The sequence below is a fragment of the Kastovskya adunca genome (genome assembly GCF_059505785.1).
In genome coordinates this window covers 86005-111052 of record NZ_JCACLG010000047.1, presented here as the reverse complement: position 1 = coordinate 111052, position 25048 = coordinate 86005, and the positions used below count along the sequence as shown (strand labels likewise).

Below are 25048 nucleotides of genomic sequence, written 5' to 3'. Positions count from 1 at the left end.
ATTCTGGAATGATTAAGACAGCTATGCCTACGGTTATCTAACACCGTTATTCGCCATGCTATCCCACAGTAAGAGGCCTATCACTCACAAACGAATGTTAGCGACAATAGCGGTATAAGCCGTCTAGTTGAGGTGTGAGGCAATGGTGCAATTAAAGGTGTGGCAGTGGGTGGTGTTGGCACTTCCGATCGCGATAATCGTCGGTTTCTTGCTGATATCCGCAGGGGTGCAGATTCACGATTGGGGCATTAATTGGATTTGGGGCGTATTTACCGTTTTATTAGTAGGGTGGCGTTGGCTGCTGGTGAAGTGGACTCGACCTGCGATAGATCAACTAGAAGCAGTAATGGCGCAAGTCAGCGAAGAATTGGAACCTGCTTCAGACGAGACAACAGCAATACCTGCGGGAAATGACGCTACAAAGAAAGCAGAAGGTGCGCTCCAAGAAATCCTGAAAACGGCACAGAGCGATCGCCCAATTTGGGAAGACTGGCAAACCTTTTGGCAGCGATGCCAGGATCTAGTCGCCGCGATCGCTAATATTTACCATCCGGAAGTGAAGTATCCCCTATTAGACATTTACGTTCCCCAGGCTTACAGCCTGATTCGGGGAACAGTGGATGACCTAGATCGGTGGATGCAACAACTATCCCCTGCCCTCAATCAGGTCACGGTTGGGCAAGCATACGAGGGCTACGAAGTCTACCGCAGGCTGGAACCATCCGCTCGTAAGCTTTGGCAAGCTTGGAACTGGGCACAGTGGTTCTTTAATCCTGTGGCGGCGGTAGCAAAACGAGCCACTAAGCGTTCTAGCAATCAGGCAACTCAAGAATTACTGGTGAATCTCAGCCAGTTACTACGAGAAGCAGCTCTCAGGAACTTATGTCGGCAGGCGATCGCGCTCTACGGTGGTAGCACCCTACTCCCTGCAAAATTCTCTGTTTCTACACCGACGCTACCCCAAGCAAAGACCCAAACCCTTCGAGAAATCCTGACTCAAGCCGAACCCACCGAGGACATTGAGCAAAAGCCCGTCAATATTCTGCTCGTGGGGCGAACCGGAGCCGGAAAAAGTAGCCTGATTAATACGCTGTTTCAGGCAGACCGCGCCGCCGTCGATGTGTTGCCCACTACCGATAAAATTCAAAATTACCATTGGCAGACCCAAACTGGGGAAGCACTCACGCTTTGGGATACTCCCGGTTACGAGCAAGTGAATCAGGGGGATCTGCGGGAGGTAGTGCTTGACTATGCTACTCATGCCGATCTGCTGCTGCTCGTCACTCCAGCCCTCGATCCTGCCTTGCAAATGGATGCAGACTTTCTCAAAGACATCAAGGCGGATGTTGCCGACTTACCTGCGATCGCCATTGTCACTCAGGTAGATCGTCTGCGTCCCATCCGCGAATGGGAGCCGCCCTACGATTGGCAATGGGGCGATCACCCCAAGGAAAAAGCGATCCGGGAAGCGACTGAGTATCGCGCTCAACGCCTGGGCGACTTCTGTAACGATCTGGTTTTACCCGTCGTCACCGGGGACATCAAAACAGGTCGAGCCGCTTGGGGAGTGGAGGCGCTCTCAATCGCACTAGTGGAGGCGATCGCCCCTGCCAAACAACTCCGGCTTGCCCGCTTTTTGCGGAACCTAGAAGCCCGCACCGCCGCCTCTGCTAAAATCATCGATCGCTACACCTTCCAGATGGCAACCACTCAGGGACTAGCCGCACTGCTCAAAAGTCCTGTCCTCCAGTTTATTTCCACCCTATCCACTGGCTCTCCAAACTTGGCATATCTGCTGGCACAGCAAATTCCGGTGGAACAGTTGCCCGTTGTCATTGGCAAGCTGCAAATGGCTTATGACCTATTCTCCCTTTTGAATCCTGGCGAAAACCCTCTCAGCTTTGATTTGCTCTCCCTTTGGCCCCTACTGCTAAAAAATCCCGCCTCACCAGAGCGCAACGCTTGGGCATTTGGTCACGCCCTAGTGGAGTACTGGAGTCAGAATCTGACGGTTGAACAACTACAGGAGCGGTTTGACTACTATCTACATCAGGTTTGACTGATTCAGCTTACTTAGAGGGAGCAAACCGCTTCCGTAGCGATTCGGCTCTCCGCTTGGCCGTGTCATTTTTCGGCTCCAACTTCAACACCGTTTCATAAGCTTCTAAGGCTTGAGCCGCTAACTGCTTACGTTCGTAAGTATGAGCTAGGTTATTCCAGGCGGTAACGTATTCTGGATTTTCCTTCAAGGCTTCTTTGTACTGACGGATGGCGAGGTCATACTGCTCTTGAGCAAAGTAAGCATAACCCAAAGCATTGTAGATAGGAGCAAGTTTTTCTTCCTCGGCATCCTGGGCTTTCAGGGCTTTTTGAAAGAGCTTGCTTGCTTGGGCAAAGAGTTTCTTATCTGAATAAATACTGCCTAGTTCGTAATACTCCTGTACCGTCCCTAGCTCAGTTTGTAACTTGTTTTGTATGCGTGTGAGGGAGTTCTCAACCTTACGAGTTTTAAAGACTTGACGGATGACTAGCCAGGTGATGCTAGCTAGCAAAGACAGTAAGACAGAAACATAAATAACTGGAAGAGTATTATCCATTGTTTGGTAAAGTCGTGCAGGTTTTAGTCTGTTTCCTATCTTACCGGGGAAAAATTCCAGCAGAGTAACTGCTATCCCCATCTCAATCTTGACGATGGCTACAACACAGGTTTTACGGTAGCCCCCAGTAGGCGGCTCGTTCAGCCAACCAACCGGATGCTTGCCATCGAGCGATCGCGGCATTGATTTGCTGCCGCAACGCAACATACTGTAACCCTCTGGGCATCACCACAGCCAAGGCTTCTCCTGATAGCCGCACAGGTAGCATCTGGTACTGGGGATATTCTTGCACCCAGCCAGTCAAAACGCTGTTATCCGCCGCAAAGGCATCCGCTCCCCCGTTCTCTAAAAGCGATCGCCCCGCTTCATAGGAGTCTACCCCGATTAAGTTTGCCGCCGGGAGTGTGTGTTTGATTACCGCAATTGTGCTTGAGCCATTCACTACGGCAATTTTCCCGGTGGCAACATCCCCTAAGCGTTGGATGGCGGGGTTGTTGGTCACTATACCTGTACCGTCTAGATAATAGGGTCGGCTGAAGTCCACTACGCGGGAGCGAGCGTCGGTGACGGTGACTCTGGCAATCGCCAAGTCAACTTGATCTTGCACAACTACATCGAGGCGATCGCGATTACTTACAGGCTGGAATGTCACCGCCTCCGCATTTCCCAGCAGTTCTTCTGCTAGACGTTTAGCGATATCAATTTCCAGCCCCTGCAAGTTGCCAGTGCTGTCACGAAACCCTAAAGGACGAAGGTTGTCTTTAACCGCAACAACCAGCGCGCCGCGTTTTTCAATCTTGGCTAATTCGGCGGCGCGAATCGGTGGCAGGGCCAAAAGCGATATGCTCAACCCTAGGATTAACCAAGCCAAAACTTTTAAACGCATCTGATCGGCTTTGGAGACTGAAATTCGACAACTTCTCATCGGCTTTCAATAATCAAGGCGAGCTTGCTAATGGGTTAACTGCTAATGTTTTTAACGATTAGCAAGCTAGCCATTAGCGACTGTGCAGAAACTAACATTTAGCTTTTGGCTTGTCCGGCTAATTCCACAACTTTAGTGAAGCTAGTAGGATCAAGAATTGCCAATTGTGCCAGCATCTTGCGGTTGAGCTGGATGTCGGCTTTCTTCATTTGTCCCATCAGTTGGCTGTAGCTCACACCATGTTGGCGGGCGGCGGCATTGATGCGGGTAATCCAGAGGCGACGGAAATCACGCTTACGCTTTTTGCGATCGCGGTAAGCATTCCGCAGTGCCTTCATCACATGCTGGTTAGCGGTGCGAAACAGGTTGGACTGAGAACCCCGGAACCCCTTAGCCAGTTTGAGAATTTTTTTGCGTCGCTTACGGGCGACATTACCGCGTTTTACTCGTGTCATCGTTGGTTTTTGGTTTTTGGTTGGTTGCTAGAAACTTGAATGGTAGAGGGTAAGGAGGTAACCCTTTGCTGTTTACTCTCCTCCCCTCTAAGATTTCTACAAATACGGCAGCATCAAGCGCACGTTATCAGCATCGCGCTCATCTACTAGACCAAGCTGGGATAACTCCCGCTTTTTAGCTGAGGTCTTGTGCTCTAGTAAGTGGTTCTTAAAAGCCTTACGGCGTCTAATTTTGCCAGTGCCAGTAGCACGAAAGCGCTTTGCTGCTGCTCGGCGGGTTTTTAGTTTAGGCATAGACCAAAATTCTAATAAGGGCACAATCTACAATGATACGACGAGTAGCCTCTACAGGGCAAACCAAAAATCAAGGTGACAATTCCAAAATCCGCTACAGCGATCGCTTTGGGTGCAATAGGGGCATCAGCATTAAACCTCCTGCATGAATACCTTATACCCCTCCCCAACCCTCCCCTTAGTAAGGGGAGGGAGCCAGATTTTTCTTAACTTCCACCCTTACCAAGGGGGGATAGAGGGGGGTCGAATTTTGATTCGTGCAGGAGGTCTATTGTTTACACGCAGACGGAAAGCCTCAGACTCTCAAGGCGCATAAGCTACAAAGATTTACATACAGACTTCCTCCGCCGACATCCCCAGCAAACCTGCTGCAATGCTCGGCGGTTTTTTAACTTGGCAGCGCGGACAAAGAAACCACCGCTTGAGGAAACTGGCGCTTGAGGGCAGGTAATACAGAACAGGGTTTTTTCTGCTGTAGATTATCCGCTGCGTGACCGCTAAAGGTATTCCAGCGGAACGGCCCTTTTTCAGCCGCTGACATCCACAGCAAACGCTTTGCCCGCGTCATAGCAACATAAAGCAGGCGGAACTCCTCAGCGGTTTTGAGTTGTCCTGCTTGTTCCCATGCTTCTGTTGCCATTGGTAAGGGAAATACTCCGTGGAGGCTGGCACGAATTTGCGCTCTGGCAACTTCTGGTAGGGTAAAGTCTCCTAAAAACTGAGCCGCCGTCGGTACCCAAGGAGTACCGGGAATTGTATCTTCGTGGAGAAAGGGGAGGAAGACGTAGTCCCAATCTAACCCTTTTGCTTTGTGCATCGTAATAATCGTCAGTTGTCCGGCGCGCAGATAGCGGGAGTCGCTATCTTCAGTTTCCACAGGTTCAAAGCGTTCGGAGGTGACGATTTCCGCAAGGGCTTCTAAAGTTGCCCCCATAGAACTGTTACCGAGGGTTTGTTTGGCGATGCGTTCGGCTAATTTATCGGCTGTCGCCAATTCCGACTGGTCATAGTTTAGGGTTAAGGCGAGGAAGGAAATTAGGTGGTAGTGGGGGAGTTCTAGGCGAGCGCGAAGCAAGCTGGAACAGTAACGGCGACTCTCGCGCACCAGTGGGGTCTGGGGTGGGTCGAGGGGGCCGGGATAGAGAAATTGTTCGGGAAAGGTGGCAAGGGCGTTTAGGTCTTGCTGGGGAATCAGTTGACGCTGTACTAGGACTTCTAACGCTGCTTTTAGGAAATCTGGGGAATGGGGACGGTCGATAAATTGCAGCAGTGCCAGGATTTCGCCGGGGACGTGGGAGTGGCGATCGCGTTCTCCGACATCGTATACTTCAATGCCATGCTGCCGCTTTAGGTAGCTCAGTTTCTCCCCCAGAAAGCGACCTTGACGATTTTCCCGCACTAAAATCGCGGCTCGTCCTTGGGGATTTTCAGCGAATAACTTGATGACGCGATCGCCAATTAGTTCTACGGTGTGATAAATATCGCGCGGCGTGTAGATTTCCAGTCCCCCACCCGTAGGCGCGGGATTGGCATCGGTCTGCGGATCGCCTCGGTCAACCGGACGAATCGCCTGGAACCAGAAAAGTCCTGAGTTTTCAGAGCTTTGGTTATTTAGCGATTGCCTACCATACGTCCGATTTGCCCAATCGAGGAGGAAATTTGCCGCCTCAATAATTTTTTGAGTACTGCGTCCGGCTCGATCCATTGTTGCCAAGTTCCCCTGAGCATCACAGTGTTGGCAGAAGTCGAGGAAATATTTGGGATCGGCGGGAGTAAAGGTGGAGTTAATCGCCTGATTGGGGTCGCCAACCCGTACTAAGTTAACTAGAGGCTGAGGGTTTCTCTCTCCCGCTCCCTCGCTCCCCCGCTCCCCCGCTCCCTCGCTCCCCCGCTCCCCCGCTCCCCCGCTCCCCCGCTCCCCCGCTCCCCCGCGTCCCTGCTCCCCCACCTCCGAAGTCGCTAAAATCTCCAACAACCGTGCTTGCAACGGGCTAGAATCTTGAGCTTCATCTTCAAAAACGGCAAACACCTGTTCTTGCCAATGGCGACGCACGGCGTCATTTTCTAACACCCGTAGGGCGGCGAGAATCATGTCGTCGTAGTCAATAAAGTTACGCGATCGCGCATAGGTTTGATACTGTTCGTACAAGCCCGCCGCCACGCTCAAAATCTCGTACTCATCCTTTAGCTGTTGGCTGTACCGCCATAAATCCTGGGGGAGCAACCCGGAACTTTTCGCTTCATGAATTACGGTACTCGCCAGAGCGGGTAATACTTCCGTCCGCAGTACCGACTGACGCCGCAGCCGTTCTGTTTCTTCCCCATCAAAACTCCGTCCCTCCAGCAAAACCGAGTAACGGCGGGGGTTTAGGGCAATCCACTGCTCCACACAAGCGCGAATTAAGCGATGGCTCTGAGTCGGGGTGATCAGCGTGGCATTGCTCAAGTCGAGTCCTGATAAGTCGGGATGGCGGCTGGAAATGTTTAACGCCAAACCATGCAACGTATTGACTATAAAACTATTTTGTGGTAGGGATAAATCCCGCAAATGACTGCGAATTTTCCCTTTAATGCTCGCCGCCGCCGATCGCGTAAACGTCACGACAACGAGCTGCCGCCGTCCGTGCAATTGATAGCGAGCGATCGCCACGGCTGCTGCTACTGCCATCCCGGTAGATTTTCCCGCTCCCGGCACCGCAGAAACGGCTAGTTCCCCTCCCTGCCACTCTGCCAAGCTCTGTTGCCCAGAACGCAAGCTATTATGCAACCGCAGCAATGCCTGCTCTCGGAGCGCAAATAAAGAAGAAGTCGCTGGTGTGCCCGTGGTACTGTTGTCTTGGGACATCTGAATCCGTCAGAAATGGGATAGCTAAAGCCGGGGATAGCTGTTTCCCCACAGCTTAGAACAATGTAGGATTGTGTCGTTGAATTTGGCTTGCCAATATTGGTATTTAGTAATCGCCACCTTGGTAAGTTTCAAAGACACTATTTAATGCTAACTGGAGTAGTGGTTGTGGCTGCCATCCTCCGGTTTTGGCACCTCGACTTTAAAGCGCTCTGGCTAGATGAAATCATCACCGCATTACTCACTCTAGGACACAGCTATGAAGATGTTCCCCTAGATCTGCTGTTGCCGCTCTCCAGCTTTACTCAACAACTATTTACCGAGCCAGTAGCAGCAAGTTGTCCAGACATCGCCCAGACGCTGGCCAGTCAGTCTACCCATCCGCCATTGTTCTTTTGCTTAATGCACCAGTGGTTGCGCTGGCTAAATCCCTTGGAGCTATCCCTGGCTTGGAAACTGCGATCGCTTCCGGCTTTATTCGGTGTTGCTGCTGTCCTCGCCGTTTACTTCCTCAACCGCGTTGCCTTTTCTCCCCGTGCGGGTTTACTGGGAGCTGTCTTGATGGCGGTTTCTCCTTTTGGGATATATCTTTCTCAAGAAGCACGTCACTACACCCTAGCGATATTAGCGATCGCGTTAGCACTAGTAGCATTAATCAAAATTCAGCAAAACCTCTACTCCCGACAGCCGCCACAAATTGGAGTTTGGCTATTTTGGGTAATTGCTAACAGCATCGGTTGGTACATCCACTACTTTGCGATCCTGGCAACCGTCGCCCAAGTTTTTACCTTAATAGTGCTGATGTATCAGCGTCAGTTTCTGGCTCGTTACAGTTGGCTCGCCTTCAGTGTGGCAGTATTAGCGATCGCCTTACTCTACCTGCCTTGGTTCCCTGTAATGTTTAATCATTTTGCTAGTCCGGGAGCAAGCTGGCTGCCACCACCACAACATATTGTGCCTCTATTCCAGGCTTTAGCTGCGGGGGTACTAATGGTGATTGCGCTGCCAGTGGAAGGTCAGTCCCTAGCGATTGCATTGCCGATGATAGTGCTAATGTTTGGCTTCGCTGGCTGGATCGCTTTTACAAGCTGGCGGGGAATTAAGCAACTCTGGCAGCATCCGAAAACTCAACCGCCAACCTTTACTCTGTTATGCTTCACCCTTTGTGTAGTGGGAGAATTTTTGGTAATTATCTATTTGTTGGGCAAAGACTTAACTGTTGCTCCCCGCTATCACTTTGTCTACTACCCAGCCGTCTGCGCTCTTTTGGGTGCCAGTTTGGGAGAAGCGGGACGCTATTCACCTCAACGCGCCCAAGGTGAGCCGAAGTTACCTTTAGCTCGTTTAACTAACAGGGTTTTGGTTGACACAAATAGAAGTTATGACAGAGTATCCCCGTCCCCTCATCCGGTTGTCTCTGTGACGACTAGTTCTCAAAACGGGAGCGTTGTCTCCTCAAAGCTGTTTCTTCCTCGTCCTTTGCTTGCCGCTTGGTATAATTCCCGACGGCTAACTCTGGATTCCCATAAAACAATCCTGCTTCTGATATTCGTGGGCATTCTTAGCTGGGTTTTTATCATCTCCAACCTGGCTTTTCAAAAAACCTACCTCCCTGACAAACTTGCCCAAAACTTCAACTTAGAATCAACAACGCCTGTAGTCGTTGTAGTGGAATATATAGACTCCCAGGATGTAGCGATGGGACTAAGCTTTGCTTTCGCCCTCGACCAACTCAGGACAACGGCAGAAAATCAGGGTAACTCTAAAAATAACGCGGCTGCCTATTTTTCCTTCTCCGATAAACAATCTCGCTATCAGTTACTCCAGCCACCGTTATCTCAACCCTCAGTACTTCCTCCCCCTCCCTTCAATTTGTGGATTGTTGCTCCGAAAATGGCACGGCAATACTATGTACCAGAAATAGCGATCGCTCCCTCAACCCTCTGCACCCTCGACCCCATCCATCACCATCCCGAAGGCATTTCTCATCAGCTCTATCGCTGTCAACGTCCTTAGTGGTGAGTTCTGAGTCCTGAGGGGGTAAGTTTTGAATAGTATTAGCTTTTAGATAGAGGAGTGCGTTACGTGATCGCACTACGAGAATCTGATCAGATAGCTAAAGCTGGGGATAGCTGTTCCCTCAGAGCTTAGAACAATGTAGTATCGTTGTCGTTGAATTTTGCTTGCCAATATCAGTAACCGCCGCCTTAGTAAGTTTCAAAGACATTATTTAATGCTAGCGGGAGTAGTTGTCTTGGCTGCCATCCTCCGGTTTTGGCACCTCGACTCCAAGGCGCTCTGGCTAGATGAAATCATCTCAGCATTAATCGCTCTGGGACACAGCTTAGAAGATGTTCCTCTGGAGACAATCCTGCCGCTCTCCACTTTGATCCAGCAACTCTTGACAGAGCAAGTGCCGATAAGCTGTCCGAACATTGTCCAGACAATGGCAACTCAGGACACCCATCCGCCGTTATTTTTTTGCCTGATGTATCAGTGGGTGCGCTGGCTAAATCCCCTAGAGCTATCCCTGGCTTGGAAACTGCGATCGCTTCCGGCTTTATTTGGTGTTGCTGGTGTCCTCGCCGTTTACTTCCTCAACCGCGTTGCTTTTTCTCCCCGTGCGGGTTTGCTGGGAGCTGTCTTGATGGCGGTTTCTCCTTTTGGGATCTATCTTTCTCAAGAAGCACGTCACTACACCCTAGCTGTACTGCTAATCTCACTGGCACTAGTAGCATTAATCAAAATTCAGCAAAACCTCTACTCCCAACAGCCGCCACGAATCGGAGTTTGGCTATTTTGGGTAATTACTAACAGCATCGGTTGGTACATCCACTACTTCTTCATCCTGGCAACCGTCGCCCAAGTTCTGACGCTGATTGTGCTGATGTACCAGCAGCGTCAGTTTCTGGCTCGTTACAGTTGGCTCGCCTTCAGCCTGTCAATCGTCGGTATTGCCTTACTCTACCTGCCTTGGTTCCCTGTAATGATCGACCACTTCACCAGCCCGGAAGCAGGCTGGCTGCCACCACCACAAAATATTGTGCCCCTATTTCAGGCTCTAGTAGCAGGGATATTAATGGTGATTGTGCTGCCAGTGGAAGGTCAGCCCCTAGCGATCGCATTGCCGATGATACTACTAATGCTTGGCTTCGCTGGCTGGATTGCTTTTACAAGCTGGCGGGGAATTAAGCAACTCTGGCAGCATCCCAAAACTCAACCGCCAACCTTTACGCTGTTGTGCTTCACCCTTTGTGTAGTAGGGGAATTCTTTGTAATTATCTATCTGTTGGGCAAAGACCTGAGTGTTGCTCCCCGCTATCACTTTGTCTACTACCCAGCCGTCTGCGCTCTTTTAGGTGTCAGTTTGGGAGAAGCGGGACGCCATTCACCTCAAAATCCCCAGAGTGAGCCGAAGTTGCCTCTAGCTCATCTGACGCACAAGTTTATCGCTCTAGGTTCCAGCAAAACAATCCTGCTCCCAATCTTCGTAGGTATCTTAAGCTGGGTTTTTATTACCTCCAACCTAGCTTTTCAAAAAACCTACCCTCCCGACAAAGTTGCCCAAAACCTGAATTTAGAACCAGCAAAACCTGTAGTTGTTGTAATGGAATACACAAATTCTCAGCAGGTAGCGACGGGACTAAGCTTTGCTTTCGCCCTCGATCAACTCAGGACAACGGCAGAAAAAGAAGGTAGTTCTAGAGACAGCGCAACTGCCTATTTTGCCTTCTTTGATCGGCAATCTCGCTATCAATTACTCCAGCCACCGCTATCTGCTCCTTCAACCCTTCCTTCCCCGCCCTTCAATTTCTGGACTGTTATTCGGCAAATGAAACGTCAATGCTATGTCAAAGAAATAGCGATCGCGTCCTCAACCCTCTGCACCCTCGACCCCATCGAGAACCATCCCGAATATGTCTCTCATCAACTCTACCGCTGTCAACTTCGTCCTTAAGTTTGTCGGGTGAGCATTGTCAAAGAAAATCCTGAAACATTTTCAAACATCTTCATTAGGGATGGTGGGCAGTTCTACAGCCTTTAAGGTTGAGACGACACCCCCATCGTGCTAATGGCAACCCTACAGTTATTACAACAGTTACTATGCAGCTCAAACCAATGGAGATTGATGCAGCGATCGCGGCGAAGTTTGTTCAATTGGTGCTGAACTGCATCAACCAGGAGTATCCACACAGCCAAATTTCCTGGTTTGAAAGCGATGAAGATATTAAGCCACCACGAGAATTGACGCCAGCGTTTTATGGTTGTCTGGATTGGCATTCCGCCGTACATGGACATTGGTTACTTGCACGGTTAGCTCGTTATTTTCCTGAAGCTGAATTTCAGACGACGGTAAGGGAAGCACTGCAACAAACCCTTACTTCAGAAAAAATTCAAGGAGAGATTGCCTATTTACAGCGATGTCCCTTCTTTGAGTGTCCTTATGGATTTTCATGGCTATTGCAACTGGCGATGGAATTACAGGAATGGAATGATCCCCAAGGGAAAGAATGGCTGTCTGTTTTAGAGCCGTTAGAAACGTTAGTCGCCAATAACTTTTATCGCTGGCTGCAAAGACTTGAACTTCCCAATCGCACAGGAACGCACTTTAACACGGCATTCCCCCTATGCCTAGCACTCGATTGGGCCCGAAGTAAGAACCAGGAAAACTTTGTAAATTTAATCAACAGTAAGGCACAAAAATTTTATCTGAACGACAAAAATTATCCATTAAATTTTGAGCCGTTGGGCTATGATTTTGTTTCTCCCTGCCTTGCAGAAGCAGATTTAATGCGGCGCATTCTCTCACCAGCAGATTTTGCGAGCTGGCTTACCGATTTTCTTCCACAATTACTCACAGAGGAAGCTTTACAATCATTACAACCTTTACAAGTAGACAATTCCAACGACTATTTACAATCTCATTTTCGGGGTTTAAACCTTAGTCGAGCGTGGATGATTGAAGGTATTATCTCTCACTTACTCGATAGTGATTCTCGGCTCGATACGCTTCGTTCTATTGCTGTTTTACATCGTCAGTGCGGACTGGTAGATGTTACCAGCGATCATTATGCTAGTAGTCACTGGTTAGGAACGTTTGCAATTTATCTCATAACGGCGCGTGGATTATGTAGCTAGATACTTCGAGTAGTTCCAGAGGTCGAACACGGTGTTGGGGCGATCGCACATAATAAACATGACCAAGTAGTTTAAGGCAGTGAAATATGACCGCTCCTTACACTGGAGGATGTCAGTGCGGGCAAATTCGATACGAGATCCAAGCTGAACCTCTCACGCTTTATGCCTGTCACTGCAAAGAATGTCAAAAGCAATCTTCGAGTGCCTTTGGCATGTCAATGCCTGTTCCTCGTGCCGCCGTTGTAATTCTTCAGGGGCAACCGAAACAATGGAAGCGAGTCTCTGATAGCGGACGTGAAGTGAGTTGCTTATTTTGTGAGGAATGTGGGACAAGATTATTCCATAACCCGGCTCGAAACTCCGAAATTACCAACGTAAAACCTGGAACATTGGATGATACAAGTTGGCTCAAGCCTGTTGGCAACTTATGGACTCGAAGTTCGCAGAAATGGGTCATTCTGAGCGAACAGATGTTAAATTACGAGGCGCAACCCAGCGACTTTAACCAACTGTTTGAGCGATTTGAGAGCGAGTAGTATAGAAAGAATTCCGCTTGACCAGAATGGACTCGCCCATGGTCGTAGGGTGGGATTAGAAGTTAGTGAGCTCAAGTCATAAGCCTAACAATTCGCTTGCACAGTGACTGTATATTTCTTCATTGAATTCTCTACTGTTGAGTGTTGAGAGTGCGTTGGCGACAAAGGGAAAATTTATTTTAACTTTCCGCGAATACGTTTCTGTGGAACCGCAGGGAACACAGCGCTTTATCCCTGTCCAAAGTGATGAATCAACCATTCTCACCTGTTTTCTTGAGTATTGTGAAAACATTGTGGAAGTTTACGACTTGCTCTATCGGAAAGAGGGAGAGCGATGGTTGTTGAATACCAGTTTTTATCCGAAGTTACGTATCGATAAGAATTGGGTCTGCGATCAGCTACAAAAAGCAGAACTACAAGTACTTCAAAATGAAATTATTAATGGAATGATATGCATCGTTGCTCAAAAAATCTAAATGCGATCGCTGCTCTTGTAGTGGCTTGGCAATACGGGGGGTTAAGGTTAGTGAACAGCTTCAAAGTGTTGGCATTCAGGATAAACTGAGGGCTGCTCACTCGTGGCAACTTTTCTATGCTTATCCCAGATGCAGAGAATGCAGTTGTTGATATTCGTAAACTGCGTGACTACTGCCTCAATCTTGAACACGATGACGGTAAGCACAAAGCTCGGCTGTTTTCCTCAATCCTTGGGATGACGACTGACAATGCAGAGGAATTGCGTCAAATTCTACTTGAAGTTGTTAAAACTCACGAAGCCCAGTTAGGAAGGCAGGATGAGTTTGGGCAGCGTTACACTATAGATTTCTTAATCGAATGGCAGAATAGAACTGCAACCCTACGGAGTGGCTGGATCATAGAGCATGGTTCGGAGATTCCAAAATTAACGACCTGCTATCCTCTTTGATTAGTGGAGGTAATCAGCGCGATGAATACACCCAAGTTGTTAGATGTTGTAGCCTTGACGGCTGACCTACCCCAATACAATCTGTGGCGGGGACAAGTTGGGACAGTGGTTGAGATATTAGCGAATGGTACAGCGTTTGAAGTTGAGTTTAGCGATCGCAACGGGCGCACCTACGAGTCTTTAGGGTTACGACCCGAACAAATTATGGTATTACGTTTTGAGCCAGCACCGCCTGATACGAAAGCTGAAATGGTCACAGCCTGACCAGCACAACAACGCTGTTGCAACGGACTGCCCCAAGCTACTGGTGGAGTTTTAAAAGTTATTGACAGCTGCTGAACAGCAACGTTAGACCGCACAGGCGCACCTACGAGCCTTTAGGGTTACGACCAGAACAAATTATCTGCCGAAGCAGGGGTGGAGACGGTGAAAACGAGAATGAGGAGGTTTTGGGTGTTCCCCTAGCTTCACGAAAAGAGGGTTAAGCAGGAGTTATTTTATATAAAAATTATTTATATAGTAACAGTGTTTTAATTTGTCGGGATTATAAGTAAGCTACAGACATAGCCCATAGTCAGAATATTCACACTCCTGCAGATACAGCTATGTTGAACCTTATTTTGAACCGGATCAAAGGCAAAGACACTCCTTGTCAAACTGGCTCTTCAATGAATCCTCAAACACTTCCATTCGACGGGTTATACCCCGTTCGTCAGTGGCTCAATGGGCTGAACATCCGCAATACTACACTTGCCCATTTGCTCTGTCGTATGATTCCTGTGCAGTGCCCCTTTGAGCGAGATATTTGTCTATTTGGTCGCACCCTTGTGCAGATTCCACCGTTGTGCAAACTGAATCCACTGTATGAAGAAGTGGTTAGCTTACGGTTTCGAGCACTCTGCTATTTAGCTGATGAGTGCGGCGAAGATGTGCGTTGCTATTGCTAAATGAAACCATTGTCATTGGCTGATGTATTGGGCGGTTCAGCCCACCCTACAATTACTCGTGTGGTGGGCAGTACTACATCATTTAAGGTTGAGGTGACACCCATCTTGGTAATGCCCACCTACAGTTATTTCCTTTGGCGATCGCTAATCCCTAATAACTATTCATCAATCTGCCAAACATCCTGGTTTAAGGGTTCATCAATAATTTTCTTCGGACGCATTATCAAAAGCAGGCGTCCTAAAATTGGCGCATCAGGCGCTGTATCCGTCCACTGAATTTGCACATTGTCTGATTTGTCTACTAAAAAGTAGCTGCCATCGTCCCAGGTTGTGTTGCCACGGTCAATGAGTACCAGCATGTCTTCCGGCTTACCAAGGACTTTAGTGGGTAACTGGCTACTATTGCAGACCATAGCGACGGGATCTTGGGCATTTAGAACCACTTTCCAACCAGGAATAGTCACCACTAATTGACCAACAACGGCTTCTATGATTTGAAAGGCTCCCTTTTTTTTGAGGGGTTGAACGTTTTTCACATCAGCAGCAGTTAGGGGAAACTGTCCGGCGACAGGAACGAGACACGGTAGCTCATCCTCGGCTTCTATCCGGTAAAGAGGTAGTGTGGGGACAGGGCGTTTCGTTGAGTTAGTGGGTTCTGTTAGCAACTTCTCGATTTGTTGCCGTGCGCTTTGAGAGTTGGCAAACATTAAACCACGGGCAATTAGCCGGGAACGTTCTTGCAAATCCGTTTGTTGTCGCGCCAATCTCCAGTAGTAGAAAGCTACTCCATCGCCGGGGTGCTCAGTAAATCCTTCGGGAAGGGTACTGTAGCGGGAAAACTCTTTCATTGCCTTGGCGACTTCTTTTGCGCCTTCGGAGTCAAGGTTTTTGGAGTAGAGTAATTCCGCAGCAGCAGCGCGTTCAACTTGGTTGAGGATACGTAACTCGTAGAGCGAATCGCTACCCGTTTTGGAATAGCGCGATCGCACTTCCTCAGATACCCCAACACTGACAATACTGGCGTAAACTTGAGCCGCAACAATTACTTGATTTTGCTGAATTGGCTCAAATCCAGTTTCTTCAAAAATCGTCTGGGAGTTATAACCAGCTTTTTGCAGGGTTGCACAAGCCTGTCCCCACTCGACCCAGGTTTGTTCTTTGCGTCGTAGCAACAATAACAAATCTTCATAATTTACAGTTGTGGCGTCGGGTTGAGGGTTACTCTCAGGAATGCCTGGTGATGATTCAGTCATGATGGTGTGAAGAAGTTTTTACAGCTCAGGAGATTAGGGCACAATAGTTTCTAATTTACCTTCAACCCTAAGAAGGCTCCCGCCATAATATACAGATTTGGGGGCGAGATGAATGACAGTAGAAGTGGGTTAGAAATGCCAGTTAGCCTGATCAAGGATCGTGAGTTTATGATTGGCTTGTTGTGGAAAAATCTGTAAGGATTACTTAGCCCTTGCAGCCGGTTGTTTGACAGTCCGGATTTGCCTCAAGGAGTTTGTTGTATCGTTATGGACAAAGCGATCGCCGAGCTTGATAGTATCAGCCGCCAATTAATGAGTGTAGAACGCCCCAAAAAACCAAAAATGCTAGTGGTGGATGATGAGCCAGATAATCTGGACTTGCTCTACCGCACGTTCCGACGTGATTTTCAAGTTCTCAGAGCTGAAAGTGGTGTCAATGCCCTCTCTGTATTATCTAGTGAGGGAGAAGTTGCCGTTATCATCTCTGACCAACGGATGCCAGAGATGAAGGGAACAGAGTTCTTGAGCAAAACGGTTCCTCAATTCCCAGATACAGTACGGATCATTTTGACCGGGTTTACCGATGTTGAAGACTTGGTCGAGGCAATTAACTCTGGGCAAGTTTATAAATACATTACTAAGCCTTGGGACCCGAATGAGCTAAAAGCGGTTGTTCAACGGGCAGCGGAAACTTACGAACTGCTCAAGCAACGGACAGAAGAGCTACATCGGGCACAGGCACAAACAGAACTGCTAGCAAAAATTGTGCAGGTGGCGCAAGACTCAGAAAGTGTCGAAGCCACCCTACAACCGCTTGCCAAAACCTTCAAGGAGAAGTTTTTGGCGGATGGTTGTATTTTGCAACTCGTGGACAATGACGAGTTAACAGCAGCCCAAGGCAGTCACTCCACGTCTGACAAGTTTGAGAATTGGCTGAAAGCTGACCCCTTAGTAAGTGAAGCGATCGCTACTCAGGCTGTTCAAGTTTGGCTGAATGTACCCAATACACCCCAACCCGCCGGAACCGATCATTACCAAACCAGTGAAGTGCAGGCGCATCTTGTCGTCCCGATTGTCTACCGTTCCCAAGTCCTAGCCGTACTCTCTCTCCAGTGGAAGCAGCCGTGCAAACTCCGCGAAGATGAGGTAAGGCTGATTCACCTATCGGCGCAGCAAGTCGGTCTAGCCCTCACTAGTACCCGTACCCATGAGTTATGTTCTTAGTCCTCATACCCTTTCCCTTTTAAGAGGCTACACCTAGATCCCCCCAACCCCCCTTAAAAGGGGAGCAAGAAAAGTATCTGTAGCAAGCATGTTAGAGAATTGGTATCAGTTGTTAATGAATGCTCACGACTGACGACTAATAAAAGGTGAGTTGAAAACAGCTGTGGCTCGTCACCCTCAATCCCCGGCAAAATCCGTCCTCATACCCCCGATTAATGACTAAACCGCCACCTTCAGAAATTCGCGCTTTATTTAACCGCATTGCTCCGGTTTATGACCAACTCAACAATGATTTAAGTTTGGGTCAGCATCGGATTTGGAAGCGGATGGCGGTGAAGTGGAGTCAACCGAAACCGGGGGATGTTGCCTTTGATCTGTGCTGCGGGAGTGGTGATTTGGCTCAGTTGCTGGCTCGTCAGGTAGGAAGTACGGGTCAAGTGTATGGGGCAGATTTTGCTCCGGAGTTATTAGCGATCGCTCGTCAACGCAGCGATCGCCAATTTCCTCCTCTCTCCATTCATTGGGTAGAAGCCGACGCTCTCAACTTACCCTTTGAGAACAATTTTTTTGACTGTGCCACAATCGGCTATGGATTACGAAATGTAACAGATATTCCCCGTTGTCTAAGGGAGTTACATCGCGTTCTCAAGCCAGGGGCAAAAGCCGCCATTTTGGACTTTAATCGCCCCACTGACCCCATATCCATCGCTTTTCTCAAGTGGTATCTGGAGGCAATCGTTGTTCCCAGCGCCAAACAATTAAGCTTGCAGGAAGAATATGCCTACATTGCTCCTAGTTTGGATCGGTTCCCTTTAGGTACAGAGCAAGTGAGGCTTGCCAAAGCTGCCGGATTTGCGATCGCCACCCACTATCCCATTGCCTTTGGGATGATGGGAGTTTTAACGGTGACAAAAGCCTAAGATGGGAAAGAGATGGATTTGTTGTCGGTTAAAAAGTTTAAGCATTGTATAGTCTTAAACTCAAAACCCAAACTTCAAACCTCTTTTTACCCGCTGCATTCCTGAATTTTCGCTTTGGATTTAGCTAATCTCTGGATTTATCTCGTGCCTCCAATCGCGGGGGCAATCATTGGCTACTTCACCAACGATCTAGCCATCAAAATGCTGTTTCGTCCTTACCGGGCGATTTATATCGGAAAACGTCAACTCCCCTTCACGCCGGGATTGATTCCGCGTAACCAGGAGCGCTTGGCAAAACGAATTGCCGACACCATCATGGGGTCGCTGCTGACGCCAACAGAGTTACAACAAGTCGCCAAACGCCTGCTGAATACAGAACGGGTGCAAAGCGCAGTTCTCTGGCTGTTAAAGCTGGCATTAGACCAAGTTCGTTCCGATAGAGAACAGAAAACTGCCAAAATTCTCTCTGGGATTCTCCATGATCTATTTGGTCAGTCCCTACCCCGATTGCTGAAAGTATTGGCACGGCGGGAGGACTTTTTAGAAGCCCAAATCAACCAAATTTTTGACCAGGTTTTGTTGGAATTCCAACTCACTGACGCTCAAGCTCGTAATCTGTCTAACTGGTTGTTGCAGGTGGCTTTACCACCGGATGTTTTGCGACAGGCGATCATTGACTTCCTAACAGACCGGAATATTCAGATTATTGATGAAGGCTTTCGGGAGAAATCCAGCGGGACATACTGGGTAGTGGCAAACTTGTTTGGTTTACGCAACACCCTGACACGCCTGCGAACCTTTTGCTTAGATGAGAAGGAGGCGGCGAATACGCGCCTTGCCGAGTTGATTCTTTCCTTGTCACTGCGAGAACGGATTCAACACTGGTTACAAAACCTCTCTTTGCAAAACTTGCCTGTTTCAACGGTGCGACAGCTACGCAAAACCACGCGGGACACAGTTCGTGCCTATGTTCAAGAGCGTGGCTCAGAAGTTTTAACGGGACTCGGTCAATCCGTAAATTGGGAGCATGTGGCAACCCTTGTCCTCAATCGCCTCCAAAGCTCTACGGTTGTTAACTCTTCGCTGGAGTTAGTGAGTCAGGAATTGGCGTCGGTTTTAGATCGTTATTTCGAGAAAGATTTAGAAAAAATTGTGGCGCAGGCAATTCCGATTTTGTCAATCGATCAGGTGATTGTTGAGCGAGTCAGAGCCACCTCATCGGAGGAATTGGAAACTACCATTCAAGGAATTGTTAAAAGCGAGTTGCAGGCGATCGTTAATTTAGGCGGTATTTTGGGCTTAATTATTGGGTTGCTTCAGACGGTGATTCTGCTGTTGCGGTAGTTGGGATATAGAAAAAATAGAGCGATCGCCCCACCAAAAAGGGCGGGCAAAATGCCCACCCCATAACAAAGAATTAGGTAAATTGTCTCTTAGCCAACGGGTAACAACTGTCGCTGTTGTTGAGCCATGACCTGCACTTTACCGTCATCGTCAACATCCATGAGCGCGATATCGCCATCCTTGACTTGACCCGATAACATCGCTTCCGCCAAGGAATCTTCAAGGAGGCTCATAATTGCCCGACGTAACGGTCTAGCACCATAGTTGGGGTCATAGCCTTGTTCCACCACTCGATCCTTAAAGCGGTCGGTGACTTCTAGGGTGATACCCTGCTCAACTAAGCGTACTTGAAGTTCCCGCAGCATCAGGTCAGCGATTTGCTTGACTTCATTTCTCGTCAACTGACGGAAGACGATAATTTCATCAAGGCGGTTGAGGAACTCAGGACGGAAGGATTCTTTGAGTTCTTCGTTCACCAAGGAACGGATGCGGTTGTACTGAGACTCTACAGCGTCATCAGACAGCTCAAATCCTAGTCCGCCGCCTCCTTTGGAAATCACCTTAGAGCCAATGTTTGAGGTCATGATGATCAAGGTATTCTTGAAGTCCACCGTGCGACCTTTGGAATCGGTCAAGCGACCGTCATCCAGCAGTTGTAGCAACGTGTTGAAGACATCAGGGTGCGCTTTTTCGATCTCGTCAAATAGCAACACTGTGTAAGGACGACGACGCACAGCTTCGGTGAGTTGACCGCCTTCGTCATAACCGACGAATCCCGGAGGCGAACCGATCAACTTGGAAACAGTGTGGCGTTCCATAAATTCGGACATATCGAGACGAATCATCGCTTCTTCAGAACCGAAGAAGTAGGATGCCAATGCCTTCGCTAGTTCCGTTTTACCAACACCAGTGGGGCCAGAGAAGATGAAGCTGGCAATCGGTCGGTTGGGGTCTTTTAAGCCCACTCTGGCGCGTCTAACTGCCTTAGAGACAGCGGTAACGGCTTCTTCTTGACCAATGAGGCGTTGGTGCAAGGTATCTTCTAGGTGCAACAGCAATTCTGATTCTGTCTCAGTCAGCTTGTTAACGGGAACTCCTGTCCAAGCGGCAACAATTTCCGCGATGTCTTCTTCGTCAACAACGGAGATATCTGCCTCGTCTTGAGCAACAGTGTTTTTGTTTTCACGAATCTGTGAGAGTTGTTTTTCCAGTTCCAATTCGCGATCGCGCAGTTCACCTGCTTTGACAAAGTCTTGATCTCTAGCGGCTGTATCTTTCTCTTGGGTGACTTGTCGCAGTTCCTGCTTCACCTTTTTAGCAGCAGGAGATAACTGCGAGTCTCTCAAGTGGATGCGGCTTCCGGCTTCGTCGATTAAGTCAATTGCTTTGTCGGGTAAGAAGCGATCGCTAATGTAACGGTCTGAAAGTTCCGCCGCTGCTTCTAGCGCCACGTCTGTGATTTTGACTTTGTGGAACTGCTCGTAGGTTTCCCGCAGACCCTGCAAAATCTCAACGGTTTCTTCAACGGAAGGTTCACCCACCATCACGGGTTGGAAACGACGCTCTAGTGCGGCATCGCGCTCGATATGCTGGCGGTACTCATCGAGGGTAGTAGCACCCAAGCACTGCAAGTCTCCCCGCGCTAAAGCAGGCTTCATTAAGTTGGCAGCATCCATACCGCCTTCGACGCCACCAGTACCAATTAAGGTATGGATTTCGTCAATCGCGAGAATGATGTTGCCCTTAGTGCTTACCTCCGTCATGATTTGCTTAAGCCGTTCTTCAAACTCACCCCGGTAGCGAGTCCCCGCGATCAGCAAACCCATATCTAAGCTGATCACTTGCTTATCGGCTAAGAAGTCAGGGATGGTCTTGTCGGCAATGCGTTGCGCTAGTCCTTCCGCGATCGCTGTTTTACCAACTCCCGGTTCTCCAATCAGAACGGGGTTATTTTTGGTGCGACGACCGAGAATCTGAACCGCCCGTTCAATTTCTTTGGCGCGACCAACAACCGGGTCAAGTTTGCCTTCTATGGCAAGTTTCGTCAGGTTCCGGCTAAAGTCATCAAGAGTTGTCTTTTGAGCAGTAGGGCGACCCATGAAGTCGGTTTCACGTCTTTTTCCCATGGGAGCCGCCGCCGCCACCTCACCCATTTTGCGGATAATCAATGAGCGGACTTGCGCTCCGTCAATTTCTAAGTTCTGCAAGACTCTGGCGGCAACACCCTCTCCATCTCTCAGGAGTCCTAACAGTAGATGTTCGGGAGCAATGTAATCATGTCCCAACTTACCGGCTTCTTCAAAAGAACGCTCAAAAACGCGCTTTGCTTTTGGTGTGAAGGGAATGTTGACCGGAGCATAGCCGGAACCCCGACCAATAATTTTTTCAACTTCTACTTGAGCTTGTTTTAGAGTGACACCCAACTCAGCCAGCACAGTTGCAGCGAGGCTAGTTCCTTCTCCAATTAATCCCAACAAGATTTGTTCTGTCCCAACCAGGTTATGACCTAGGCGACGTGCTTCTTCTTGGGCAAGCATGATTGCCTTAATAGCTTTTTCTGTAAATTGTTCAAACATGGTAATTTACCTAAATCCTTTTTGCTTAGGTGGTGGCTGAATACTGGTCTGGGTGGGTGTTCAAGAATCTCTGTGGTGCTATCTCACTTACCTCTCAATAAACCACTCCGTTGCTTTTGATCCCTCACTCTCAGGATGTAAACTTTTGTTTACATTACTTATCTAAGGTAACGCGATAGAACTAAGTAAGCCGTGAGGAGAACCGTAGAGCTGGGGGGTATTTGCCGACTAGTAAAGCTCTAACTTGACGCGATCGCGAGGATTCTGGCTAAACCCTAGCAATCCCCTTCCTAAAAAGACGCATTCAGTCGCGACTGATGGAACAATAAAGGTAGGTACAGTAGTAGGTGGTTGCAAGCGATCGCGACTACTGGTGCTGCTCTCATAATTCAGACTGACCAACCCGTTATCCCCAGCAAACAGCAATGTTCATCTGCGTTATTGCCGACTACGGAACAGGCGACCCAGCCTTTGCTGAGGTTTCACAACGTCTGTTGATGGCACTGCCTGATGCCCAAATTCAGTTACTCTCCGTACCGCCTTTTAGTACCCTCGCTACAGGGTTCTGGATTGCCCAGCTTGGTCTTAACCCCGGCCCCCAAGAGCGGCTAATCTATCACAACTGCGCTCCCCGTAAGGATGATGCTAAGCCCCGGCAGGACAATGAAGGGGAAGGACTCACCTATGCGAGGCTTCCTAATGGAGTGAAAGTAGTTGGCGTCAATGCGGGTTACAGTCTTTCTTTTATCAAAAATCAGGCGCAAGAGCTACATGTGGTCAATGTATCCCGTGGAGGCTCGCAATTTCGTTCGCGGGATGTCTTTCCAGAAGCAGCAACAGCGATCGCTCAAAACGATTTTAGCCTCTTAGGTGCAGCATTAAATCCCGATCAAATCCCCGATCCACCGCTAGACCGCGTTGCGTGGAATGATGGTTACGGCAACATCAAAACGACTATCCCGGCATTAACGGTCAATCTAGAACCTCAGACAAAAGTGGTGATTCGGATTGGGGATGTGGTTAGTGATGCCGTGTACTCAGACGGGAGTTTCCTTGTACCAGAAGGGACACTAGCATTTTCACCAGGAAGTTCGGGATGGTCAACGCCATCGGGGGAAGCACCTGTGCGTTGGATGGAGTTATTTCTACGCGGCGGGAATGCCTGGAAACGCTTTGGTAAACCACAAGTAAATCAGGCGATCGCGATCATTCGCTAAACTAGAGAGGAGAAAATTTGACTCGATAAATATGACTCAATTTCTCTACGAAAAATCAGTTTCCGATCGGGGGCATCTGATCGTCCCCTTTGTTCAAGAAACAGTTGTGGGTCAACCGATTTACTCTTATCGCTTACTTTCCGAGTTAGGGCATAAAGGAAAGTTTCATCAGTCAACTAATCCAGCGGATATCTATTCAGGAAACCTGCTCAAGCTTATTGACGCAGCAAAACAGCATTTAGCTGAACATTCAGATATAAAAAGTAACAGCGATCATTTTAAATCTCGCTATACCTATCGCCATAATCTAATTATTATTTACCAAGCCGCCGATAAGTATTTTTACGACCACTATCCCCCCACAAGGTTAGATAATATTGCGGCTCCCAGATTATTCAAAACTGAACAAGAATGCATACTTTGGGTTAAACGGGGACTAGATAGAAATTATGTAAAACCTGTCAATTTATAGTTACTTAATCTAAGAGACTGTCTCTAAAGTAATGTTAACTGGCTAGGTTGCCCAACGATTGGATAGATCCCCCCTAGCCCCCCTTAAAAAGGGGGGAACAAAATCTCTTGAAAGTTCCCTGTGATATCAAAGGCGAAGCAACATCTAGCTTCCCCCTTTTTAAGGGGGACGAGAGGGGGATCTCCAAGAATTTACAGTTCTTTAAAGACAGCCTCTAAAAATAGAGGCAACAGATCCACATTTGAGGAAATACTGTTTACCAAAAACTGATAGCTTTTAGCCTTTATTATTTCCCTAGATAGGGATAGGACAAGAATTTTATAAGTATATTATTTATTAAGGGTGGCGTAGTAGTGCAGCCCTCTGGTGCTTAAAAAATCTCAAATATTAACCGTGAGTTCCAATCAAGTAATAAACCTGGATGATCTCTCCCATCGCAGTACAGAAGAACTGAAACAGGAACTTTTGCGACTGACTTCCACACGAGACACAGATTCTCTCAACCAAAAAGTGCGCTTTGCTAAGAACGAACTAGCACCACTTTTTGATGAGTTGAGCAAGCGCAATCCATTTCCTAATGCAGAAGATCAAGTCTCGCTAGTGCTTGGCGATTGGACACCGATTTGGTCTACTATCCCTTTCCAAGACACTATACCAGGGCGTATACGCCAAGAATCTTACCAAATCTTTCACAACGACGGTTACTATGCCAACATTGCCCGCTATGCGCCAGGGTTGAAAATTCCTTTCTTGCGGAAATTATCCTCAATTTTGTTCGCCTACGACCTGATGATCGTGCAACAGTTCAAAATTGTAGAGGGTCAGTGGTATATCCAAAATATTGGCATCAAGCAAGCCTTGCGCTCTAGAGCCGTTCCTCTAAGTAGGGATAAAGCCGAGAAGTGGTTTGCAAAATTCATGGACTCTCGTCTTCAGGAGCCTTCCCAAACAAAAGATTCATTTAAATCACCATCACTAGCCAACTTGGATCAGGTGAGTACGGCGAAAAGATTTCAAAAAACCTTTGAGGCAATTCCTCAGCTAGAACATTTGTATATCGATGGTGACTTTCGTTTGGTGAAGACGCGACGAGAAGCTAAACAGCGACCATCTTATACAATTGCGGTTCGCCTTTGACATTCAGGGATTTCAAAAGATGCGGATTAGGAATTGGGTTATAGAAAAGCGATCGGGCGCTCATTCCTAGCTAGAAGCCGGAAAAGCTGCAAATAAGCAGGGTAGTTGACGCACTCCTGACAGAAAAACAGGTATTCTAGCGTGGTGAAAATCCCTTAAATTCCCCTCAAAGAGATTTACGTAGGTTTTGAGGATGGGGATTCTTCAAATATTTGCAAAGGTGTAGCAAAGCACATTTTTTT

The 25048-nt window shown here is 48.2% G+C and carries 24 protein-coding genes; 15 read left to right on the top strand and 9 right to left on the bottom strand.

The annotated features are described in order from the left end of the window. Nucleotides 1-142 precede the first annotated feature (142 nt). Nucleotides 143-2059, top strand: coding sequence for a GTPase family protein (locus AC5JR3_RS18455; RefSeq protein WP_495848016.1), 1917 nt, complete (start codon nucleotides 143-145; stop codon nucleotides 2057-2059). A gap of 10 nt (nucleotides 2060-2069) precedes the next feature. Here AC5JR3_RS18455 and AC5JR3_RS18450 read toward each other — a convergent pair whose 3' ends face one another. From AC5JR3_RS18450 to AC5JR3_RS18430, 5 genes are all read right to left on the bottom strand, one after another. Continuing rightward, nucleotides 2070-2597: a tetratricopeptide repeat protein gene (locus tag AC5JR3_RS18450; protein WP_495848076.1), complete on the bottom strand. Its 528-nt coding sequence runs from the start codon at nucleotides 2595-2597 to the stop codon at nucleotides 2070-2072. A 112-nt stretch (nucleotides 2598-2709) separates the two neighbouring features. Then, nucleotides 2710-3483, bottom strand: coding sequence for a transporter substrate-binding domain-containing protein (locus AC5JR3_RS18445; protein ID WP_495848015.1), 774 nt, complete (start codon nucleotides 3481-3483; stop codon nucleotides 2710-2712). Nucleotides 3484-3620: 137 nt separating this feature from the next. Then, a complete protein-coding gene (gene rplT / locus AC5JR3_RS18440; RefSeq protein ID WP_495848014.1) occupies nucleotides 3621-3977 on the bottom strand; it encodes a 50S ribosomal protein L20 in 357 nt (118 codons plus the stop codon). 96 nt (nucleotides 3978-4073) lie between these two features. Continuing rightward, nucleotides 4074-4271, bottom strand: a complete 198-nt coding sequence (rpmI, locus tag AC5JR3_RS18435; protein ID WP_495848013.1) for a 50S ribosomal protein L35 — start codon at nucleotides 4269-4271, stop codon at nucleotides 4074-4076. Between the two features lie 388 nt (nucleotides 4272-4659). Continuing rightward, entirely contained in the window at nucleotides 4660-7116 is a 2457-nt protein-coding gene (locus AC5JR3_RS18430) for an ATP-dependent helicase (protein ID WP_495848012.1), read from the bottom strand. A gap of 147 nt (nucleotides 7117-7263) precedes the next feature. Between AC5JR3_RS18430 and AC5JR3_RS18425 the strand changes: the two genes are divergently transcribed. The 8 genes from AC5JR3_RS18425 to AC5JR3_RS18390 all read left to right on the top strand — a co-directional run bounded on the left by AC5JR3_RS18425 (nucleotide 7264) and on the right by AC5JR3_RS18390 (nucleotide 14663). Continuing rightward, nucleotides 7264-9132: a glycosyltransferase family 39 protein gene (locus AC5JR3_RS18425; RefSeq protein WP_495848011.1), complete on the top strand. Its 1869-nt coding sequence runs from the start codon at nucleotides 7264-7266 to the stop codon at nucleotides 9130-9132. A gap of 217 nt (nucleotides 9133-9349) precedes the next feature. After that, nucleotides 9350-11074 carry a glycosyltransferase family 39 protein gene (locus tag AC5JR3_RS18420; protein WP_495848010.1) on the top strand — a complete coding sequence of 575 codons (1725 nt, stop codon included), beginning with the start codon at nucleotides 9350-9352 and terminating at the stop codon, nucleotides 11072-11074. A 146-nt stretch (nucleotides 11075-11220) separates the two neighbouring features. Continuing rightward, nucleotides 11221-12255 (top strand): DUF2891 domain-containing protein, encoded by a 1035-nt coding sequence (locus tag AC5JR3_RS18415; RefSeq protein WP_495848009.1) that lies wholly within the window; start codon nucleotides 11221-11223, stop codon nucleotides 12253-12255. Between the two features lie 86 nt (nucleotides 12256-12341). Further along, on the top strand, nucleotides 12342-12791 hold the full coding sequence (locus AC5JR3_RS18410; RefSeq protein WP_495848008.1) for a GFA family protein: 450 nt from the start codon (nucleotides 12342-12344) through the stop codon (nucleotides 12789-12791). A 155-nt stretch (nucleotides 12792-12946) separates the two neighbouring features. Then, entirely contained in the window at nucleotides 12947-13267 is a 321-nt protein-coding gene (locus tag AC5JR3_RS18405) for a hypothetical protein (RefSeq protein ID WP_495848007.1), read from the top strand. 116 nt (nucleotides 13268-13383) lie between these two features. Continuing rightward, nucleotides 13384-13716, top strand: a complete 333-nt coding sequence (locus AC5JR3_RS18400) for a DUF6883 domain-containing protein (RefSeq protein WP_495848006.1) — start codon at nucleotides 13384-13386, stop codon at nucleotides 13714-13716. Nucleotides 13717-13737: 21 nt separating this feature from the next. Further along, complete coding sequence (locus AC5JR3_RS18395; protein WP_495848005.1) at nucleotides 13738-13980, top strand: DUF4926 domain-containing protein; 243 nt, start codon at nucleotides 13738-13740, stop codon at nucleotides 13978-13980. 404 nt (nucleotides 13981-14384) lie between these two features. Beyond that, nucleotides 14385-14663, top strand: a complete 279-nt coding sequence (locus AC5JR3_RS18390) for a Mo-dependent nitrogenase C-terminal domain-containing protein (protein WP_495848075.1) — start codon at nucleotides 14385-14387, stop codon at nucleotides 14661-14663. Here AC5JR3_RS18390 and AC5JR3_RS18385 read toward each other — a convergent pair. Both AC5JR3_RS18385 and raf1 read right to left on the bottom strand, forming a co-directional pair. After that, nucleotides 14660-14782, bottom strand: coding sequence for a hypothetical protein (locus AC5JR3_RS18385; RefSeq protein WP_495848004.1), 123 nt, complete (start codon nucleotides 14780-14782; stop codon nucleotides 14660-14662). The genes AC5JR3_RS18390 and AC5JR3_RS18385 overlap by 4 nt on opposite strands. 39 nt (nucleotides 14783-14821) lie before the next feature. Then, nucleotides 14822-15916: a RuBisCO accumulation factor 1 gene (gene raf1 / locus AC5JR3_RS18380; protein WP_495848003.1), complete on the bottom strand. Its 1095-nt coding sequence runs from the start codon at nucleotides 15914-15916 to the stop codon at nucleotides 14822-14824. A 267-nt stretch (nucleotides 15917-16183) separates the two neighbouring features. Here raf1 and AC5JR3_RS18375 point away from each other — a divergent pair, with 267 nt between their 5' ends. The 3 genes from AC5JR3_RS18375 to AC5JR3_RS18365 all read left to right on the top strand — a co-directional run bounded on the left by AC5JR3_RS18375 (nucleotide 16184) and on the right by AC5JR3_RS18365 (nucleotide 19404). Further along, nucleotides 16184-17140, top strand: coding sequence for a response regulator (locus AC5JR3_RS18375; RefSeq protein ID WP_495848074.1), 957 nt, complete (start codon nucleotides 16184-16186; stop codon nucleotides 17138-17140). A 215-nt stretch (nucleotides 17141-17355) separates the two neighbouring features. Next, nucleotides 17356-18060, top strand: a complete 705-nt coding sequence (ubiE, locus tag AC5JR3_RS18370) for a bifunctional demethylmenaquinone methyltransferase/2-methoxy-6-polyprenyl-1,4-benzoquinol methylase UbiE (protein ID WP_495848002.1) — start codon at nucleotides 17356-17358, stop codon at nucleotides 18058-18060. 114 nt (nucleotides 18061-18174) lie between these two features. Next, complete coding sequence (locus AC5JR3_RS18365) at nucleotides 18175-19404, top strand: DUF445 domain-containing protein (RefSeq protein ID WP_495848001.1); 1230 nt, start codon at nucleotides 18175-18177, stop codon at nucleotides 19402-19404. A gap of 89 nt (nucleotides 19405-19493) precedes the next feature. Here the strand turns inward: AC5JR3_RS18365 and AC5JR3_RS18360 are convergent, their stop codons facing one another. Both AC5JR3_RS18360 and AC5JR3_RS18355 read right to left on the bottom strand, forming a co-directional pair. Continuing rightward, on the bottom strand, nucleotides 19494-21980 hold the full coding sequence (locus tag AC5JR3_RS18360) for an ATP-dependent Clp protease ATP-binding subunit (RefSeq protein WP_495848000.1): 2487 nt from the start codon (nucleotides 21978-21980) through the stop codon (nucleotides 19494-19496). 228 nt (nucleotides 21981-22208) lie between these two features. After that, nucleotides 22209-22406, bottom strand: coding sequence for a hypothetical protein (locus AC5JR3_RS18355; RefSeq protein ID WP_495847999.1), 198 nt, complete (start codon nucleotides 22404-22406; stop codon nucleotides 22209-22211). Between AC5JR3_RS18355 and AC5JR3_RS18350 the strand changes: the two genes are divergently transcribed. The 3 genes from AC5JR3_RS18350 to AC5JR3_RS18340 all read left to right on the top strand — a co-directional run bounded on the left by AC5JR3_RS18350 (nucleotide 22406) and on the right by AC5JR3_RS18340 (nucleotide 24806). Then, entirely contained in the window at nucleotides 22406-23197 is a 792-nt protein-coding gene (locus tag AC5JR3_RS18350) for an SAM hydrolase/SAM-dependent halogenase family protein (RefSeq protein WP_495847998.1), read from the top strand. The genes AC5JR3_RS18355 and AC5JR3_RS18350 overlap by 1 nt on opposite strands. A 31-nt stretch (nucleotides 23198-23228) precedes the next feature. Continuing rightward, nucleotides 23229-23669, top strand: a complete 441-nt coding sequence (locus AC5JR3_RS18345; RefSeq protein WP_495847997.1) for a hypothetical protein — start codon at nucleotides 23229-23231, stop codon at nucleotides 23667-23669. A gap of 393 nt (nucleotides 23670-24062) precedes the next feature. Continuing rightward, a complete protein-coding gene (locus AC5JR3_RS18340; protein ID WP_495847996.1) occupies nucleotides 24063-24806 on the top strand; it encodes a hypothetical protein in 744 nt (247 codons plus the stop codon). Nucleotides 24807-25048: the final 242 nt, after the last annotated feature.